This window comes from Pseudomonas sp. EL_65y_Pfl2_R95 (assembly GCF_963971045.1).
GTDB lineage: Bacteria > Pseudomonadota > Gammaproteobacteria > Pseudomonadales > Pseudomonadaceae > Aquipseudomonas.
In genome coordinates, this window is sequence record NZ_CAXAOV010000001.1 from 1 (window position 1) to 18,763 (window position 18,763).

The following is an 18,763-nucleotide window of genomic DNA, read 5'->3' on the forward strand; positions in this document are numbered from 1 at the left end:
TTAAGTCTTTCGTCTCAACCGAGGCGCGCATTCTACAGCAGCCTCATTTACTGTCAAGCTATTTTTCGAAGTTCTTTTCCGAAGAAAACCGTTTCTACTCAACCACTTGCGCTATCCGATCAAACCAGCTTCTCGTTAGCGGGAGGCGCATTCTACAGCGTTCAAACTCGCTGTCAACACCTCTTTTTCTACCGCTTTCAATCACCGTGGCGATCACTCTAAAAGGCTTTAAAACACCCTTCAGAGCCCGGAGCATTCTACACAACTTTCGTTGCTTTGCAACCCCTCTTTTTAAGCTAACTTCTTGTTTTGCAAGAGGTTTTCCGAGAGGTCTACGCCGGAAGAGGTGCGCATTATAGGCACCTCAGATTTGCCGTCAAGGGTTTAAATCGAAAAAAACTGAGAAAGATCAAAATCCCTGTGAAAACCTATATTGAACAACCCCCTAACTTTCTACTAGTATCAATAGCGGACGCCTTTAGCATGGGCACTGCATCAAGACCGCCTAGCGAAATGCTGGTCGGCAGGGACAAGTCCAGCAACGCTTCTATATATAGGTGCGTATTGAGGGCATAAAACAGCTACACAAAGCTGAATGACATAACAACAACCCTAAGGTTTGTAGCGCAGAGTCAAAAGCGCACAGTGCCTACGCAGCAGCTTAAGAGGAGTCGCTGCTCTGGCACAGTACGAGTCCAACGTTAGATTGCGATTATAGAGCTACGTTATCGCCAATCACTGCTTTACTTACTTCTAATTCCTCTGACCGAGCAAGGATTGCAATGCTTAATCGTCCAGCCAAAACACTCAGCCTTGCCATCGCAGCCACGCTGCTAACTGCGTGTAATGCCATGGAACCTCGGCCCTATACAGTCGAGGAACAACAACAGCGGATTCTAGAAGATCAGGCGCGGATGTACGCCGACCAGGAACCCGTGACTCACCCTATTAGTTTTTATGAAGCAGTTGCGCGTGCGTTGAAATACAACCTCGACTATCGACTCAAACTAATGGAAAGCGCATTAGCAGCTGATCTGCGCGACGTATCCAGCCATGAGATGTTGCCGCGACTAGTCGCATCGGCCGGTTATGCAGGACGCAATAATGACTCAGGCGGCACCTCTATCGGTATTGAAGACCGCCAACAGAGTTTGCGCGCATCGACCTCTGAAGAACGATATCGCGATATCGATAGCCTTGGACTGAGCTGGAGCCTGCTGGACTTTGGTGTTGCCTACTACCGCACCCAACAGAAGACCGACCAAATAATGATGGCCGAAGAGCGCCGGCGTAAGGTGGCGCAGAACGTCCTTCAAGATGTACGTAATGCTTATTGGCGCGCCCTCGCCGCTCAGCGCTTGATGCCTGAGGTCGATGGCCTCTTGGCGCGGACCAATAATGCGCTTACATCGGCTCGCTCTGCTGAAGACCGTGGCTTGCTGCCACGCCAGGACGCACTCGCCTACCAACGCGCACTTATCGACTCTATCGACTTGCTGAGCGTGCGCCGTCAGGACTTGGAATTCGCCCGCTCCGAACTTTCGGCGCTGATGTCGCTACCGCCAGGCTCAAAAATGGTTCTCGCGGACGAGCCAGAACCGAACATGCCCGAGCTCAAAGCCGACATTGCCAATCTTGAGCAGGAAGCCTTGGAAAACCGCCCGGAAATCATGGAGGAGTGGTACCGCAAGCGGGTCAACGCCAATGACCTGAAGATCGCCAAGGCGCAACTATGGCCCAACGTCAGTGTTAATTGGAGCTATCAGTACGACTCCAACAAGTACCTGTATAACAACAGCTGGTCTGAGACTGGCTTACAGGTGTCGGTCAACTTGATTCGTATGCTGCAACTACCTGCTCTTAATAATGCAGAAGAGTCACAGACCAAAACCGATGACACCCGTCGCCTTGCCTTGTCCATGGCTATCCTGACCCAGGTGCGTGTCGGCGCCCTTCGCTATCAGCTCTCCCATGAGCAACTTGAGTTTGCCAATGAAAGCCTGCGCGTTGACCAGAGCTTGCTCAGCTACGCCCAAGCCGCAAAAAGCACCGCTGTCGGCTCGGAGCTTGAAGTGATCCGCGCGGAAGGCCGTTATCTGCTCTCACGCTACCAACGTGAAGCCGCTTACTCAAATACGCAGGCCGCTTGGGGTCGCCTCTACAACTCAGTCGGCTTGGACATCATGCCGGATGTGGTCAAAAGCTACGACGTGAAGACCCTCGCAGAGGAAATCAAGAAGAAAATGGATCAACAGGAACAACAAAAACTAGTTCCGTTGACACAAGGAAGCACCAATGCATCAACGCAGTCATAAACCCGTCATGATCTCAGCGCTGCTGGCAGGAATTATGGCAACGTCGGTCGCCGCTGAAACACCTGTTACCGCACAAGGATTAACTGACCCATCGGCCATACGTGTATTGCTCGCAGCGGATCTTGAAACCACGCTGTCCAGCCAAATGAATGGCACGCTCGGCGAACTTAAGGTCTCGCTCGGCAAGCAGGTCAAAAAAGATGAGGTACTGGCGCAACTCAATTGCCAGGAAGCACAGGCGCGAGCGAAAGTCGCTGCGGCTGAATTGACCATGGCCAAACAAAACCTCTCCGCCAAACAAAGCTTGCGCAAACTTGATGCGGTGGGCGATTTAGAAGTCGCCATTGCTTCGACTGAGGTTCAAAAAGCCGATGGCGCACGCCTTATGGCACAAACCCAAAGTGGTTATTGCATCGTAAAGGCACCCTTCAATGGGCGCGTCGCCAAGGTTCACGTCAAAGGTTATCAAACAGTCACCGCCGGGACACCGCTGCTGGATTTGGTCAGCGACGGTGCGCTGAAGGTTCGGCTGAATGTACCCTCCACGCGCTTGCCTACCCTGCGCGATGGCATGCCGTTGGACGTTAGCATTTACGAAACAGGTAAAACTTACTCTGCCCATGTCACTGCGATCAATGCGCGTGTAGACGCCGTTGCGCAGACGGTTGAGCTCGAGGCCCGGCTTGATGCTGAGCACCCAGATTTGATTGCAGGAATGAGTGGAATTGCCCGTTTCCCAGCCGCAGATGAGTGATCGACTACTCCACCCTCAATTATTGCTAAGCCTTAATGCCCTGCGAGATCGCGCGCTGCAAGCTGAAACATTGAATGCGCTGACGTTCTCTATGGCCAATGACCTTTACCCGCTGCTGAAATACCGGCAGGCGTTGGTAATGGCTCAGCGGAGCGACACGCTTGAGCTACTCTGCGTTTCCGGCTTGGCTAAACCCACTGAAGACTCGCCCTACTTGATCTGGTTGGCCCGCGCCAGCCGATGGTTGAGCGAGCAACTGCCGGACAACAACGCGCAGTGGCTAGCACGTGACTCACTCAAACCGCCTGAAGACATTGCGCAGGGCTGGGCCGAGTGGTGGCCAAATGGCATATTTTGTGTGCCGCTAATGGGGTCGAACGGGCAACGCTTGGGTCTCGTTTTTTTCCTGCTTGATGAGCCCCCTCCAGAGCCACTCCTACCGCTGCTCGAAAGCTTATGGAAAACATGGGCCTATTGCTGGGCGGCATTGACCGTACAACACAGGTTACTGGGCTGGCGTCCGAGCAAGCGCCAGTTGTTGATCTGCGGATTGGTGCTTGGCGCCTTGCTGTTAATCCCGGTCAGGCAAACTGTACTCGCGCCCGCCGAAATTGTCTCTTCACAGGCCCAGGTGGTGAGTTCACCGATCGACGGGGTTATAGCGCAAATGCTCGTGCGGCCGAATCAATCGGTTGAGGCTGGCACCCTGCTCTTTACCCTGGATGAAACCACCTTGCGAAATCGCGCCGAGGTTCTGACAAAAGAGGTCGCAGTAGCGGATGCCGAATTGTTAGCTGCCAGCCAACGGGCATTCGACAACATACAAAGCAAAAGCGAATTGACCCTGCTCAATGGTCGCGCACAGCAGCGCCGGGCAGAGCTTGATGCTGTTCGTGCGCAACTGCAACGCACCCAAGTCAGCTCACCAACAGCCGGCGTCGCAGTATTCAGCGATCCCAACGACTGGCTTGGCAAACCCGTAGTGACTGGCGAACGAATCCTGCAAGTGGCGAACCCGAAAACCCCGGCAATGCGTATCCAACTGCCCGTTGCTGATGCCATTGCGCTAGAACCCGGCGCGCCTGTCACCTTGTACCTGACGGCGTATCCGCTGAGTCCATTGCAGGGCAAGGTTCTGGAAACCAGTTATAAAGCCAAGCCGACGGACGAAGGTGTGGTGGCTTATCGATTGCTGGCCAGTGTTGATGGCGAATCGAAACATGCGCGTCTTGGTCTGCACGGTACGGCCAAGCTGTATGGTGAGCGGGTCATGCTCGGCTACTACTTGTTGCGCCGTCCCCTGTCTTCAGTACGGGCCTGGACTGGCTGGTAATGGAGGACCCAAGCGAACTGCCTCTGGCCCCATTGCGTGAAGACCTGCGCCTGAGCGAAGCAGCAATCACTGCCAGCGGCGAACCCAGTTGGGTGATTGAAGATACAGTGATCAATCGTTATTACCAGATTGGTTGGTTGGAGTTCGAGTGCCTGTTGCGCTGGGGGCAGACACCCAAGCAGATCAGTGCGCAAATCACCGAAGAAACCGCACTGCAGCCCGATGCCGATCAGGTATTGGAGTTCAGCCAGTTTCTGGAACACAACCAGTTGCTGCGGCCGAACATGCAGGCCACTGACCGGCTCAGCAAACGCAGTGAGGGTAACGCCGGTTTAAGCTGGAAATGGTGGCTGCACCACTACCTGTTCTTTCGCATTCCGCTCCTGCGCCCACAACGGTTTTTGGGCACGCTGAACCAGGCGCTCGGTTGGTTGTTTAATCGCAAAACCGCGCTGGTAATTCTACTGCTGAGCCTGACCGGCATTGTTTTAGTCATGCACCAGTGGGATACCTTCACCCACGATGTGGTCGAGTCGTTCTCGATGGAGGGCTTGCTCGGTTTCGCGATGGCCTTGATAGTCGGTAAAAGCCTCCACGAAATGGGGCATGCTCTGGTAGCAACGCGACTGGGTTTACGCGTGGCGCATATGGGCGTCGCCTTCGTGGTGTTATGGCCAATGCTGTATACCGACACAGGGGAAAGTTGGCGGCTGGGCAAGTCTCGGCAACGCCTGGCCATTGCCAGTGCGGGGATTATCACCGAATTGTCACTGGCAGGACTCGCGACCCTGGGCTGGGCACTGTGTGATCCTGGGCCGCTGCGCAATGGCTTGCTCTATCTGGCGACCACCGGCTGGATTTTGTCACTGGCGTTGAATGCCAGTCCGTTTATGCGCTTTGATGGCTACTTTATCCTCTCCGACATACTCGATTTTCCCAACCTGCATGAGCGCTCGTCAGCGCAGGCGAGGATCTTCTTGCGGCGTTATATATTGGGTCTGGATGAGCCTTGGCCCGAACCGTTCAGCAGGGGTAAACGTCGCGGGCTAATTGCTTTCGCGTTCGTGACCTGGCTGTACCGTCTAGCCCTGTTCCTGGGCATTGCAGTGGCTGTCTATTTGCTGTTTTTCAAGCTGCTGGGCATCTTCCTTTTTATCGTCGAACTTTCATGGTTCATTTTTATGCCGATCTGGCGAGAGTTAAAACACTGGTGGCAAAACCGCAGCGAAGTCCGTAAAGGGCGCCGCTATCTGTTCGTTTCAATCCTTGCAGCGATTGTCCTGCTACTGGCCTTGCCTTGGCGCTCGCAAATTCATATTCACGGTGTCGCCCGGGCGGAGCAGCAGGTACAGGTTTTTTCGCCCTATCCGGCTCATATCCAGCGAATCCATCCGGAAGGTAAGGTCAGTGCCGGCGAGAAACTGGCCGTGCTGGATCAGCCAGATATCGCCTCAAAGCTGCGCCAAAGTGAAACCAGCATGCGCAACATTGAATCGCAGCTCACTGGGCTGCAAGCTGACAACTCAGGTTTACGCCTGCAAACCGCAACCCGTCAACGGCTCTGGGTAGAGTTCGAGCAAGCGCGCTCAGCACAATCGGAGATCGACCGCCTGATATTGAAGGCGCCTTTCGATGGCGAGTGGCTTGATATCAACCCGGATTGGAAGGCTGGCCAGTGGATCAGCAATAAAGAACCCATCGGGGTGCTAATCGCGACCGATCGCTGGCAGGCAGATGGTTATGTACAACAGAATGATGTGCATCGCCTGAGAATTGGTGACCCGGTGCGCTTCTATGCCAAAGGCCAGCCAACCCCAGTACTGGGCAAGGTCATCGCGATTGGTAGCACCCGCAGCAATCAATTGGCGAATCCAATGCTGGCCTCGCGTTTTGGTGGGCCACTGACCACCAAGCAGGACAGCAATGACCTAGCGCCTACTGAGTCACTGTTTCATGTGCTTATACAGTTGGACAAAGCGCCAATCGGTATGCATGAAACCTTAGGTGATATTCAGGTAGAGGGCGCCAAGCGCAGCCTACTGGTGGAGGGTGTCACCCATCTGTTTGCCGTATTACTGCGCGAAAGCGGATTTTAAGGCCACTGAAAAAAGCCACTGCGCAAAATCGCACCTTGAACTGACGCATCTGATAGCAGCTCAAGGTTTAGCGAGTGAAGATATCGCCAATTCCAGCCAAGGGCATGGTTTGCACAGCCGTGTGGCTCGCCAACGGGGTGCTCGACGGTTTATTGGACAAATAGCTAATACCGAATATCAGTAACGGAATAAGCAGAATCAGCAGGTAACGAGGCATAATCGCGTCCTCTCAAGCAACGGCAGCTCAGCTGCTCGCAATTATTGTTGTTATTACTTGCGTCGTTAATTCAAGGCTGTTTTTTTGCAGGTTGCGCCATAAACCAGACGTTCTGCACCACAGTGGATTCTGCTCACTTGCCTATCATCTGCTGTTCCCGCGCAGCACAGAACTCCACCACTCCTTATAAGCATAGACGATTGATTACGGGCATGAGCGATCACCACCTAATAAGTGCCCGCACCGACAATTCGACACTACTGGGGACTAGGTTAAACCCTAGTAGACGCGCTGCCCGCCAACTAGACTCGACCGGGCATTAAAAGCGCGTGAGATCAATCACGGCAAAACTGGCAACGGTGTCATGACCGCGCAACTCACCACCCTCGCGCGCCACACCGATTGTCTGCATACCGGCTTGCTGGGCGGCGTCGAGCTCTTCGACGATATCAGAGAGAAACACGATTTCATCTGCGGGCAGCCCAATCGCCCGGGTGATGTTCTGGTAGGAGTTCACCTCACGCTTGAGGCCGGATGTGGTATCAAAGTAGCCGCTGAACAATGGGCACAAATCCCCGGCCTCAGAGCAGCCAAAAATCAGCTTCTGAGCTTGAATCGAGCCCGACGAATAGACATACAAGGCATAGCCCGCCTCATGCCAACGGCGCAATGCTTCAACCGCGTCTGGGTACACATGGCCCTTAAGCTGACCACTGGCGTAACCTTGCGCCCAGACCATGCCTTGCAAGGCTTTTAAAGGTGTGGCCTTGCGATCGGCAACGATCCACTCAAGCAGAATCTCAATCACGCGAAGGGTATCGGCATCCCCCTCTCCCGCCTCAACCCGCACAGCCTGGAGTTGCTCAGCAACGGCAGGTTCTGCCGCATGCTGCGATACATAGCCTGGCAAATGCTCAGCGGCGAACGGGAACAACACGTCGAAGACAAAACTAACGGCGCTGGTAGTGCCTTCGATATCGGTGAGAATTGCTTTGATCGCCATGCTGTCTCCAAGTACACCAACGGCCAACGCTGAAGGTGGCCGTTGGCTGAAATAACCCATGCTTTTTCAGCGCATGTATACAGCGCTGCCAGTGTTTTAGTCGTCCAATCCCGGGAAGTTACCGGCGATTTTGTCACCGGTAAATTGCGCCACCCAGCCCTCAGGGTTATTGAACAGGCGGATCGCCACAAAGTGCGGGTTCTCCCCCATATCAAACCAGTGGCGAGTGCCGGCGGGCACTGAAATCAGGTCGTTCTTTTCACAGAGCACGGCGTAAACGCAATCGTCGATGTGCAAGGTAAACAAACCACGCCCAGCCACAAAAAATCGAACCTCGTCTTCGCCGTGACGGTGCTCATCGAGAAACTTGGCACGCAACTCAGCCTTTTGTGGATGATCGGCGCTCAGGCTTATGACATCGACCGTGACGTAACCGCGCTCGCTCATCAGTTGATCGATCTGGCTACGGTAGGCGGCTAACACATCCTCGGAACTTGCCCCGGCCGCAATCGGCGCGCTTGCCTGCCACCGTTCAAAACGCACGCCGACGCTGGCGAGCGTGCTGGCAATGTCCTCAAGATGGGTCAAAACTTTGTTTGGCAATTCAGGGGTCGACTCGTGATAAACACTGAGCATACTCATAGTCTGTGTTCCTAATACGTCTTCGGGGCATACCTGCGGCGGCCCTGTGGTGGACTAATTTTTTTGCAATGCGCGAATCCGTAATTCGCACTCAAACAAAAACTCGAATGCTTCAACCTGACGCAGTGCATCACTCATTTGCGCGCCCCAGGTATACAAACCATGGCCACGAATCAGGTAGCCGGCACAGTCCGGATGCGCGTCAAGCCAAGGCTGAACCTTGCTGGCCAAGCGCTCCATATCCTGATCATTATCAAAAATGGGTACAGTCACCACTGACTCGTGCGTTGCGACACCAGTGAAGGCTTTCTGCAGTTCGTAGTCTTCAAACTGCAGTGTGTCGCCCTCGGCCAGACGGGTCAGTACTGTGGCACCCACTGAATGGGTGTGCAGGACTGCGCCAATTTCCGTACGCCATTTATACAGCTGGGTATGCAGCAGCGTTTCGGCAGAGGGCTTCTTACCTTCTTCAAGGCTGTTCCCTTCAAGATCTGTCGCCAGCACGTCATTAAAACCCAGCTCGCCTTTGTGCCGGCCAGACACCGTCAGCAACGCCGTTTCTTCGGACAGACGCGCCGAATAATTACTGCTCGTCGCAGGTGACCAGCCCTTGCCGTAGAGGAAGCGTCCGGCATCGATAATTTGCTGGGTCAGATGCTCACGGTTGAGGTAATGGTGCTCGGGTTGCGTGGTGTCTAATTGCTGATCAGGGGTCACGGCCTGTCCTCCTGCAAACGAGTGGCAATAATGATGGCGCCAGCAAGTACTGCCAAGCTGGCGAGGGAAAAGGTCCACGCCGCACCTAAGGTATTCCAGCTGTAGCCGGCGTAAAGTGCGCCGATCGCGCCACCCACCCCGGCGGTCGCCGCATAAAGTGACTGGCCTTGACCTTGCTGGCGATCGGCAAAACTGCGCTGCACAAAATGTATAGCCGCCGCATGAAAACTGCCAAACGTCGCCGCGTGCATCAACTGAGCGATCAGCAGCAACCACAAGTGGTCGGCAAAATTACCTAATAGCAACCAGCGTACAGCGGTGATCAGAAAACTGGCCAGCAATACTTTACGCAGAGAAAAGCGCACCAGCAGTTTAGTCATAAACATAAACAGGATGATTTCAGCCAGTACCCCAAGTGCCCAGAGCACACCGATCGTTGCGCGGGTATAACCCTGATTCTCCAAGTGCAGACTGAGAAATGTGTAATACGGGCCGTTACTTAACTGCATCAGACAAACACAGAGATAAAACGCAATAATTCCGGGGCGACGCAACTGCGCGACAAAGCCCCCCTCGGCAAGGCTGTGCGGACGGTTTTGCGGCTGCGCATTGGGCACCCAGAAACTGCTCATGACGATGCCGCTCATGATCAGGATCAATGCCCAGGGGTATGCATCGAGACTGACCCACTCAAACAGCTGACCAAGGCCGACCACCGCAACGATAAAGCCGATGCTGCCCCACAAGCGGATCTGACTGTAGCGTGCCGTTTGCTCGCGTAAGTGCGCTAGGGTGATGACCTCGAATTGCGGCAATACGGCATGCCAGAAAAATGCATGCAAGGCCATTATCAAAGCCAACCACACATAGCTTTTGTCGAGCAAAATGCCGCTAAAGCAAAACAGTGTCGCCACTGCTCCAAAGCGAACAATCGCCAGACGTCGCCCCGAGTGGTCGCCCAGCCAGCCCCATATATTGGGCGCAATACAGCGCATCAACATAGGAATTGCGATCAGCTCACCTATTCGCGCGGGGGCAAAGCCAAGGTGGTCAAAGTACAAGGCCAAAAACGGCGCCGTACCGCCGAGTAGCGAGAAATAGAAGAAGTAAAAGCCGGACAATCGCCAATACGGCAATGCAGCCGTCATCTAACGCTTAACCAAAACGCATACTGGCCCGCTTGGCTGAGTTGAGCGCTGAGTTCCTGACCTCCTCAACTCAGCCTCACCGACAAAGCAGCTCACAGCTGCGGCAAAATTGGGGTTGCGACCTGCACATCTGCGTTTTGACCACGGTGACGCAGCAGGTGATCCATGAGGACCAAGGCCATCATTGCTTCAGCGATCGGTGTTGCCCGAATCCCGACACAAGGGTCATGACGCCCCTTGGTGATCATATCCACGGCATTGCCATTGATATCAATCGAGCGCCCGGGGGTTGTAATGCTTGACGTCGGTTTGAGCGCCAAGTGGGCAACAATGGGCTGGCCAGAAGAAATGCCGCCGAGAATACCGCCAGCATTGTTACTGAGAAAGCCCTCAGGCGTCAGTTCGTCCCTGTGCTCGGTACCGCGCTGTGCCACGCAGTCAAATCCAGCGCCGATTTCAACGCCTTTAACCGCGTTGATGCTCATCAGTGCATGGGCGAGTTCAGCGTCCAGGCGGTCAAAAATCGGCTCGCCCAAGCCCGGCATAACGCCCTGCGCGACAACCGTGATTTTTGCGCCTACGGAGTCTTGATCACGGCGTAGCTGGTCCATGAAGGCTTCAAGCTCAGGCACTTTGTCCGGGTCCGGGCAGAAGAATGCATTTTGCTCGACACTCTCCCAGGTCTTGAATGGGATCTGGATGGGTCCAAGCTGACTCATGTAACCGCGAATCACAATGCCCTGAGTCGCCAGAAACTTCTTGGCAATGGCACCCGCTGCCACGCGCATCGCCGTTTCACGTGCAGAGCTACGACCACCGCCACGATAATCGCGCAGGCCATACTTATGATGATAGGTGTAGTCAGCATGGGCCGGGCGGAATACATCTTTGATCGCGGAGTAGTCTTTGGACTTCTGATCCGTATTGCGAATCAACAAGCCAATGCTACAGCCTGTGGTTTTGCCCTCAAACACGCCCGAGAGGATTTCGACGATATCGTCTTCCTGACGCTGAGTGGTGTGACGGCTGGTGCCAGGCTTGCGCCGGTCGAGGTCGCGCTGCATGTCTTCAAGCGACAATTCAAGCCCTGAAGGGCAGCCATCAACAATGGCGACTAGTGCTGGGCCGTGACTTTCACCAGCGCTAGTGACGGTGAACAGCTTGCCGTAGGTATTGCCGGACATGTGCAAAACGCTCCGCGATATTAACCTTGAGCCAGACCATGGGTAAGATCAGTTCAGCGCTGGAGATACTCTCAAGCACTCACTGCCAATCATGGCGAGCAGGACATTTATGTAGCGCGCAAGTATACCTGTGGAGGTGCGACACTTCACCCTCGAACCTTATTGCACAATACACGTCGAATAGCTCGATGATGCCAAGTCGCCTTCATCGGCCGTCTTTGGCAAAAACTGACTTAGGCAGATGCCTTTGTTTCAACCCTTTATGAACAGTGCCCATAACATGCTGCGAGTCGTTCTCTTGATGCTTCCACTATTAGCGGGCCTTGCCCACGCAGCACCGACACCTATCTCCCAGCGCCCGGTCACCTTGCAAACCGATCAGGGCGAATTATTTGGCACCCTGGTTGCCCCGCAAAGCAGCAAACCCATTCCAGTTGCCCTGCTTATTGCAGGCTCCGGCCCCACTGATCGTGACGGCAACAACCCTGGTGGCGGGAACAATGACGGATTGCGCAAGCTGGCCTATGTGCTGGCCAAACATGGTATTGCCAGCCTGCGCTACGACAAACGCGGCGTTGCCAAAAGTCAGCCAGCAACACCCGATGAGCGCAACCTCAGTGTTGAGCGTTACGTGGCGGATGCTGTGGGCTGGAGCCAACAACTAAAGGCCGACCAACGCTTCAATCAGCTGATATTGATTGGCCACAGTGAAGGGGCATTAATTGCGACGCTGGCCGCGCCTGACGCCAAGGCCGATGCACTGATTTCAATTGCCGGCAGTGCGCGTCCAATTGATCAGGTGTTGCGTGAGCAACTCAGTGAACGCCGACTGGCGCCCCAGCAGTTGGCGGTGAGCATGCACATTCTCGATGCGCTGAAAGCGGGTCACACCATCGCCAACGTACCTGCGGACATGCAGGGGTTGTTCCGACCGAGCGTTCAACCCTACCTGATTAGCCTGTTCCGTCAGGACCCTGCCAAGGCCTTTGCTCAACTACAGATGCCTGCACTGATTCTTCAGGGAAACCACGATATTCAAGTCGATGTGGCAGATGCGCTGATGCTGAAAGAGGCCAATCCCAATGCACAATTGGCGCTAATCGAGGGCATGAATCATGCGATGCGCATCGTTCCCCTTGACCTGAAAGCGCAGCTTGCGTCCTACAACAACCCCAAATTGCCGTTGTCGCGCATGCTGACCGACAAAATAAGTCAATTTATTCAGAACAATCGTACCTAAACGGCTCCAGAACTCTGCAAAACGGTCGATAACTCCTGAGCAAGCGCAACGTTAAGAGCACTTCAGCGCACAGGATCGCCATTCATGACCACCGCAAACCCTGACCCCATGACAGATGGGGCCCCAGCAGAGCCGCAAGCCAGCGAAGCAAAGGTACATCCGTGGGCTGAGCTGGGTGCGGAACACTTTCGCCTGCTAAGACTCGCAGCACTGCCTATTGACCGGCACACAGGTGCTCGACCGCTACGTTTTGTGCAACTGGGTCGAGTCGAACGTCACAGCCCACAGCTGAGCATGCTGCGCCTGACCATACATTTGCCTGATCAAGCCGTGCGCAAACAGATCAACACCTTAGAGATATGGATTGATCACCGTGCGCGTGAACTGCGCTTCGGACCGGACAAAGGCTTGCATCTTGAACCCGTTAACCGTGGCTTGGGGCGCTTTCTGGTCGCCCAAGGCGTTGCATGGGCTCAGCAACATTGCGCGCACTATCTGGTTGAAGGCGGCGCTTTGCACGTCAGAGATGCGCCCACCGATGACGCACGCGCCCGACGGGATCACTTCTTGCAAACTCAAGGGTTCACCATCGACTACCAAGATCCACTGCAGTTAAAAGCGAGCTACAGCGCTGCGCGCGTCAGTATCCTGCACAGCGACTGGCATAGCGATAAAGTGCAGATAGTGGAAACACTTGAAGCCGCCGCCATGCTTCAGCGCGCCGACCAAGCACTCAATGAACAAGAAGCCAGGCTGCGCAAATTAGAAGAACGGGCCGCACAATACAAACGTGAAGACGGCAGTTTGCGCTTTACCATCGCCTGTCTTGTCACCTTTTGCGTGTTTCAGGCAGGTCTGTTGATTTGGATCGCGACCCACTAGCCTGCCCCTAACCGGGCAGGCCGAATTGCCTTTATTCTCAGGGGTTCAGGCGTGAACGGAACAGCGCTTGATGTTCGCGGCACAGCGTCGCTGGCAACAGAAACACGCCATGTCCGCCCTGCTGAAACTCAAGCCACGTGAAATCAACTTCCGGGTACAGCGCTTCAACATGCACCTGGCTGTTTCCGACCTCAACAATCAGCACCCCTTTCTCGTTGAGGTGATCTGCCGCCTCCGCCAACATGCGCCGCACCAGGTCCAAGCCGTCTTCACCGCAGGCCAACCCTAGCTCGGGCTCATGCTGATACTCATCCGGCATATCAGCAAAATCTTCAGCATCAACATAGGGTGGGTTGGAGACAATCAGGTCAAAGCGCTGGCCTGGCAATCCGGTGAAACCATCGCCTTGGACCGTAAAGACCCGATCCTCGATTCCGTGACGTTCAATATTCTGGTTGGCCACTTCCAGCGCCTCGAACGACAGGTCGCCAAGTATCACTTCAGCCTCGAGAAACTCATAAGCGCAGGCAATACCGATGCAACCAGAACCGGTGCACAGATCAAGAATTCGAGTTGGCTCACCGGTGAGCCATGGGCGGAAGCGGCTGTTGATCAACTCGGCGATGGGTGAGCGTGGAACCAGAACGCGCTCATCTACCAGGAACGGCAATCCACAGAACCACGCCTCACCGAGTAAATAAGCAGTCGGTACACGCTCATCAATACGCCGAGCCAGCAACACCTGCAGGTGCGTGTGTTCATCATCTTCAAGGCGGCAATCCAAGTAACTGTCAGCGATTTCATAGGGCAACTGCAAAGCCCCAAGTACCAGCTGACGCGCTTCATCCCAAGCGTTATCGGCACCGTGCCCAAAAAACAGCTCCTCGGTCTGGAAACGCGTTACAGCCCAACGAATGTAGTCACGAATTGTCCGCAAACGAGTGGATCGGGCGGTAGCAACGTCAGTCACAGATGTTCTCCTTTATAGATGATCGGACAGTTTAACAGCACTTACCGAGGCACTGCGAATGCACCAAATAGTGCAACCTTGGCTGAAATTCAGTATAAGAATCGCCCCGCGCCTCGAAGCTGATATTTCAGGCAATTGTGTGGGTTGAACACTGGCTTTTTAGGCTGGCTTACTGCCATTATCCACCCCCATACAGATTCAGCACCCTGAATATCCCAGGGGCAGCAAAACCCTTTACGAGCAATCCATTGCTCACTATTTCCAGCATCTGAGTCTACGCAGACGCCTGAACTTTGCACTTGCATTGAACCGCTAATGCAGTAACGGGTTCACAGCGGCGCCAGACAGGCAGACAATGAACGCTGCCGTCAGAGTCAACAAGGAGCCTTTTAATGTCGCACCCCAAAACGCTATTGCAGCTAACTGGCCGTAGCCATGCCCCTGCCACCTTGAAGACCGCGACCCTACTGGTTATTGATACTCAGGAAGAGTATCGCAGCGGCGTATTGAAACTGCCCCAGGTCGAACAAGCAGTGGCTGAAATCGCCAAGTTGCTCGATGCGGCACGCGCCATGGGCACTCCCATCGTACACGTCAAGCATCTGGGCATTCCTGACGGCGTCCTCGACCCCCGCGGTCCACGTGGCGAGCATATCCCTGAAGTTGCGCCATTAGCGGGTGAACCGGTCATTGAAAAACGTCTGCCAAACGCCTTCTCAGGCACAGAATTGCATGAACAGCTGCAAGCGTTAGGGCGACTGGACTTGATTGTTTGCGGCTTTATGACTCACTCCAGTGTCAGCAGCACCGTGCGTGCGACCAAAGACTACGGTTACCGCTGCACCATGGTTGATTCGGCCTGCGCCACCCGTGACCTGCCAACGCTCGACGGCAAAGTCATCAGCGGCGCCGAGATGCACCGCGTTGAGATGATTGCCCTCGCCGACAACTTTGCAGCTGTGGTTGCAGACGCCAGTGCAGTGCTCAACCAATAGCGAACCTGCCAGAGCAGATGAGTTGATACGGATGATCCTGCTAAAGTTCTGAACCACCAGGACCTATGCCTGTCACACGCCGATACCCAAAAGGAAATCGGAATGAAGCAATCCGATGGTTTCGACCCCCGCCGTTTACGCCAGCGTGAGCCGGGCAACTGGCGAATGCGTTTCGCTACAGCATTCGCTGCCTTATGTGTGGCTGCAGGTCTACTTCTGGCCACGGCTGGGGCTGCAGCCTTGCTCGGTCGCCCGTCTGCACTGGGCAGCCTGAATGACTCATCCACCGGTTCAGCTGTGCTATTGGTTGTGGGTCTGTTGCTGCTGTGGCTGGGCGTTGCGCTGTGGCGCATGTGCCGCCGTCGCGCACGCCGCCCTAACGATTTAAGCATGCCTCGCCACCTTATGAAAAAGCGCAAATAACGCGTTGCACAACCACTCCTGGCTAACGCTCACTCATATTTTTACCCATTCATTGCACACGAAGGCAGCCGCAATACAACGGTCTTGGTTACACTAGTGGCCAGTGTGGAGGCCACAATGCAAGACGACGATTTTTCTTTATTCCAAGCTCAACTTAAGGGCGTAAAGCCGATTAAGCAGGACCGCGCTGCCGACACCGGCAAGCCCAAGCTGGATAAATCAAAACTGGCTACATTGCGACAGAACGCAACAGTGCGCGCCAACACCACCAAGGTTGATGGCCTGTCTGACCAGTTCGTGATTGATGTGGGGGCCGAAGACCCGCTTTATTGGGCCGCCAATGGCATGCAAGAAAGCCAGATGCGTAAACTCAAGCTCGGCCAGATTGCATTCGATGGCAGCTTGGACCTGCACGGCATGAGCGTTGAAAAAGCCCGGGACATCTTATGGGAGTTTCTCGCTGAAGCCTGCAAGCTTGAAGTACGCTGTGTGCGCGTAACCCACGGTAAAGCCGTGCGTATGGACGGTCGCAAGCCCATGATCAAAAGCCACGTCAATACCTGGCTTCGCCAGCATCCTCAGGTGCTCGGCTTCACTTCTTGCCAGCCTAAGCATGGCGGCACAGGCGCCGTTTATGTAGTCCTCAAGCGCACAATGATGGATGGCCGCGACGAAGATTAATCTGCTGTACGGACTCCAATTAGGCCGTTTTTAGCGCAGGTGACGCCAAATCTGTATCGGCTTGGCGTACGCCGCGCTTGCCAGCCGGCAATCTGCACCCTACCCTGCGCGTCTGTGCATATTTGTCAGTCCCAACAGGAAGATCCATGTCCCTGGAACAGAACTACACTCAGATTCTCGGTCAGCTTGGCGAAGATGTGTCCCGCGAAGGCCTGCTCGACACGCCGAAACGCGCGGCTAAAGCCATGCAGTATCTCTGCCGTGGCTACCAGCAAACCTTGGAAGAAGTTACCAATGGCGCACTGTTCAGCTCTGATGCCAGTGAAATGGTATTGGTCAAGAACATCGAGCTCTATTCGCTCTGCGAGCACCACCTGTTGCCATTTATCGGCAAGGCCCACGTGGCCTATATCCCGAGTGGCAAGGTCTTGGGCCTGTCAAAAATTGCGCGCATCGTCGATATGTATGCACGCCGTTTACAGATTCAGGAAAACCTCAGCCGACAGATCGCCGAAGCTATTCAGCAAGTCACTGGCGCCCTTGGTGTTGCGGTGGTGATAGAGGCTCAGCATATGTGCATGATGATGCGTGGCGTTGAGAAACAGAACTCATCAATGGTCACCTCGGTCATGCTCGGTGAGTTCCGCAAAAACGCCGCAACGCGCAGCGAGTTCCTCAGCCTGATCAATAACTAAGTCGCGGCTGTTGCACTAAGTTTCGAGCCAAAAAATAAGCCCTGCAATTCAAGATTGCAGGGCTTATTTGCATCCGACTATATATCTATGGGGATCAGCTGTTAATGATGGCCTTACCGGATTTTTTCTTGGTGTGCAGCAAGTGGGAAAATACCGCATGCAGATCATCAGACGCACTTTCTTCGTCAAGGTTGAGCTTGCTGTCGATATGATCCATGTGATGCATCATCAAATGAACGGCCCGCTCGGTATCGCGCGCTTGTATCGCATCAATCAGTTGATTGTGTTCATCGTAAGAACAATGCGAGCGACTACCACTTTCATACTGGGCGATGATTAGCGAGGTCTGAGAGACCAAGCTGCGCTGAAAACTAACCAGCGGCGCATTCTTAGCTGCTTCTGCCAGCTTCAGGTGGAATTCCCCGGACAGGCGAATGCCCGCGCCGCGATCCCCACGGGAAAAGCTGGTTTGCTCATCCTCAACCATCTGACGCAATTCATTAAGCTGATCCAGCGTAGCGTACTGCACCGCCAACTCTGTAATAGCCCGCTCTACCATGCGCCGCGCATAAAAAATCTGCCGAGCTTCTTCAACACTTGGACTGGCGACGACAGCGCCACGATTAGGCCGTAGCAACACAACACCTTCGTGGGCCAAACGCGATAAAGCACGACGGATGATGGTCCGGCTTACGCCGAAAATCTCACCCAATGCCTCTTCACTTAGCTTGGTGCCAGGCGCAAGGCGCTGCTCGAGGATGGCATCAAAGATATGGGCATAAACGACATCGTCCTGCGTTCCAGTGCGACCGTTTTTAAGTGCACGGGCCTGCTTTTTTAGGGGCTGTAATTGTTCGTTCATTCGCGCTCGCGTCAAGAGAGATTCAGCAATTTAAAACAGAGGCTGCGCAAGACGACTACTTGGCGCTAGACCCACACTCATCACTGTTAGTTAGCGTTATTACGCAATACCGCGTATCTGGCAAGTCGCATGTGCAAAAAACGCAAAAATTCCGCATCTATTGTACACAATCGCCTTGAACTTTGCCTATTTTGCATGCGTCGAATGCGGTCTTCGATGCGCCTGAAAGATTAATCTTAACGTGCACAAATATCTCTCCAGCGGTGGCCGGCGGTGAACAGCCGCTCATCACTGCCAATTGCTGACCCGACAGTCAAATAAACAGTCCTCAACCACAAAAAATAGACCGCAAATTTACCGGACGACTGGCGTTTTCGCCAGGCACTGATAAATCAGCTATCCATATGTTTTTTTTGCATTTTTCTTATTGATCCCTGCGCCTTACGCGGCCCATAACTAAGGCATTGCTATTGATAGCCAGCTCAGCAATTAAAAACAGTATTTGCATTTTTTGTATACAACAGCATAATCGCGGGGTGTGACTTCCTGACCGCTCGGTCAACAACTTAGCCAGCAAGCACACTCAACCTGCCACCTGCCTCAGAG

At 54.2% G+C, this 18,763-nt stretch carries 18 protein-coding genes; 10 read left to right on the forward strand and 8 right to left on the reverse strand.

Translation table 11 applies throughout. From position 1 onward, the window contains the following. The first annotated feature begins 782 nt into the window (after positions 1-782). Genes AACY09_RS00005 through AACY09_RS00020 form a run of 4 tightly spaced genes read left to right on the forward strand, consistent with a single transcriptional unit; the run spans position 783 to position 6,498 of the window. Positions 783-2,315: a TolC family protein gene (locus AACY09_RS00005; RefSeq protein WP_339485337.1), complete on the forward strand. Its 1,533-nt coding sequence runs from the start codon at positions 783-785 to the stop codon at positions 2,313-2,315. Then, positions 2,296-3,069 carry an efflux RND transporter periplasmic adaptor subunit gene (locus tag AACY09_RS00010; RefSeq protein WP_445323746.1) on the forward strand — a complete coding sequence of 258 codons (774 nt, stop codon included), beginning with the start codon at positions 2,296-2,298 and terminating at the stop codon, positions 3,067-3,069. The genes AACY09_RS00005 and AACY09_RS00010 overlap by 20 nt, the downstream gene beginning before the upstream one ends. Next, complete coding sequence (locus tag AACY09_RS00015; RefSeq protein ID WP_339487035.1) at positions 3,062-4,402, forward strand: efflux RND transporter periplasmic adaptor subunit; 1,341 nt, start codon at positions 3,062-3,064, stop codon at positions 4,400-4,402. The genes AACY09_RS00010 and AACY09_RS00015 overlap by 8 nt, the downstream gene beginning before the upstream one ends. Then, complete coding sequence (locus AACY09_RS00020; protein WP_339485338.1) at positions 4,402-6,498, forward strand: HlyD family efflux transporter periplasmic adaptor subunit; 2,097 nt, start codon at positions 4,402-4,404, stop codon at positions 6,496-6,498. The genes AACY09_RS00015 and AACY09_RS00020 overlap by 1 nt, the downstream gene beginning before the upstream one ends. Before the next feature lie 67 nt (positions 6,499-6,565). Here the strand turns inward: AACY09_RS00020 and AACY09_RS00025 are convergent, their stop codons facing one another. The 6 genes from AACY09_RS00025 to aroC all read right to left on the reverse strand — a co-directional run bounded on the left by AACY09_RS00025 (position 6,566) and on the right by aroC (position 11,409). Further along, positions 6,566-6,715: a hypothetical protein gene (locus AACY09_RS00025; RefSeq protein WP_339485339.1), complete on the reverse strand. Its 150-nt coding sequence runs from the start codon at positions 6,713-6,715 to the stop codon at positions 6,566-6,568. 319 nt (positions 6,716-7,034) lie between these two features. Then, positions 7,035-7,718, reverse strand: a complete 684-nt coding sequence (gene mtnC / locus AACY09_RS00030; RefSeq protein ID WP_339485340.1) for an acireductone synthase — start codon at positions 7,716-7,718, stop codon at positions 7,035-7,037. Between the two features lie 96 nt (positions 7,719-7,814). Then, positions 7,815-8,360: a 1,2-dihydroxy-3-keto-5-methylthiopentene dioxygenase gene (locus AACY09_RS00035; protein WP_339485341.1), complete on the reverse strand. Its 546-nt coding sequence runs from the start codon at positions 8,358-8,360 to the stop codon at positions 7,815-7,817. Positions 8,361-8,414: 54 nt separating this feature from the next. Continuing rightward, positions 8,415-9,077, reverse strand: coding sequence for a methylthioribulose 1-phosphate dehydratase (locus tag AACY09_RS00040; protein WP_339485342.1), 663 nt, complete (start codon positions 9,075-9,077; stop codon positions 8,415-8,417). After that, entirely contained in the window at positions 9,074-10,225 is a 1,152-nt protein-coding gene (locus tag AACY09_RS00045) for an MFS transporter (RefSeq protein ID WP_339485343.1), read from the reverse strand. Before AACY09_RS00045 ends, AACY09_RS00040 begins: the two co-directional genes overlap by 4 nt. A gap of 92 nt (positions 10,226-10,317) precedes the next feature. Continuing rightward, the gene (gene aroC / locus AACY09_RS00050) at positions 10,318-11,409 is read right to left on the reverse strand and encodes a chorismate synthase (RefSeq protein WP_339485344.1); all 1,092 of its coding nucleotides are present in this window, start codon (positions 11,407-11,409) and stop codon (positions 10,318-10,320) included. A gap of 241 nt (positions 11,410-11,650) precedes the next feature. Between aroC and AACY09_RS00055 the strand changes: the two genes are divergently transcribed. Then, complete coding sequence (locus tag AACY09_RS00055; protein ID WP_339485345.1) at positions 11,651-12,649, forward strand: alpha/beta hydrolase; 999 nt, start codon at positions 11,651-11,653, stop codon at positions 12,647-12,649. A gap of 84 nt (positions 12,650-12,733) precedes the next feature. Further along, positions 12,734-13,531 (forward strand): hypothetical protein, encoded by a 798-nt coding sequence (locus tag AACY09_RS00060; protein ID WP_445323747.1) that lies wholly within the window; start codon positions 12,734-12,736, stop codon positions 13,529-13,531. 37 nt (positions 13,532-13,568) lie between these two features. On the opposite strand, the gene prmB is transcribed toward AACY09_RS00060, so the two are convergent. Beyond that, entirely contained in the window at positions 13,569-14,501 is a 933-nt protein-coding gene (gene prmB, locus AACY09_RS00065; protein ID WP_339485346.1) for a 50S ribosomal protein L3 N(5)-glutamine methyltransferase, read from the reverse strand. A gap of 392 nt (positions 14,502-14,893) precedes the next feature. Here prmB and AACY09_RS00070 point away from each other — a divergent pair, with 392 nt between their 5' ends. The 4 genes from AACY09_RS00070 (at position 14,894) to folE (ending at position 17,295) form a co-directional block, all read left to right on the forward strand. Further along, positions 14,894-15,496 (forward strand): cysteine hydrolase family protein, encoded by a 603-nt coding sequence (locus tag AACY09_RS00070; protein WP_339485347.1) that lies wholly within the window; start codon positions 14,894-14,896, stop codon positions 15,494-15,496. 102 nt (positions 15,497-15,598) lie between these two features. Then, positions 15,599-15,919 carry a hypothetical protein gene (locus tag AACY09_RS00075; RefSeq protein ID WP_339485349.1) on the forward strand — a complete coding sequence of 107 codons (321 nt, stop codon included), beginning with the start codon at positions 15,599-15,601 and terminating at the stop codon, positions 15,917-15,919. A 117-nt stretch (positions 15,920-16,036) separates the two neighbouring features. Further along, positions 16,037-16,600 carry a Smr/MutS family protein gene (locus AACY09_RS00080; protein WP_339485351.1) on the forward strand — a complete coding sequence of 188 codons (564 nt, stop codon included), beginning with the start codon at positions 16,037-16,039 and terminating at the stop codon, positions 16,598-16,600. Positions 16,601-16,746: 146 nt separating this feature from the next. Further along, the gene (gene folE, locus AACY09_RS00085) at positions 16,747-17,295 is read left to right on the forward strand and encodes a GTP cyclohydrolase I FolE (RefSeq protein ID WP_010488718.1); all 549 of its coding nucleotides are present in this window, start codon (positions 16,747-16,749) and stop codon (positions 17,293-17,295) included. A 94-nt stretch (positions 17,296-17,389) separates the two neighbouring features. Here folE and AACY09_RS00090 read toward each other — a convergent pair whose 3' ends face one another. Then, the gene (locus tag AACY09_RS00090; protein ID WP_339485352.1) at positions 17,390-18,157 is read right to left on the reverse strand and encodes a GntR family transcriptional regulator; all 768 of its coding nucleotides are present in this window, start codon (positions 18,155-18,157) and stop codon (positions 17,390-17,392) included. Positions 18,158-18,763: the final 606 nt, after the last annotated feature.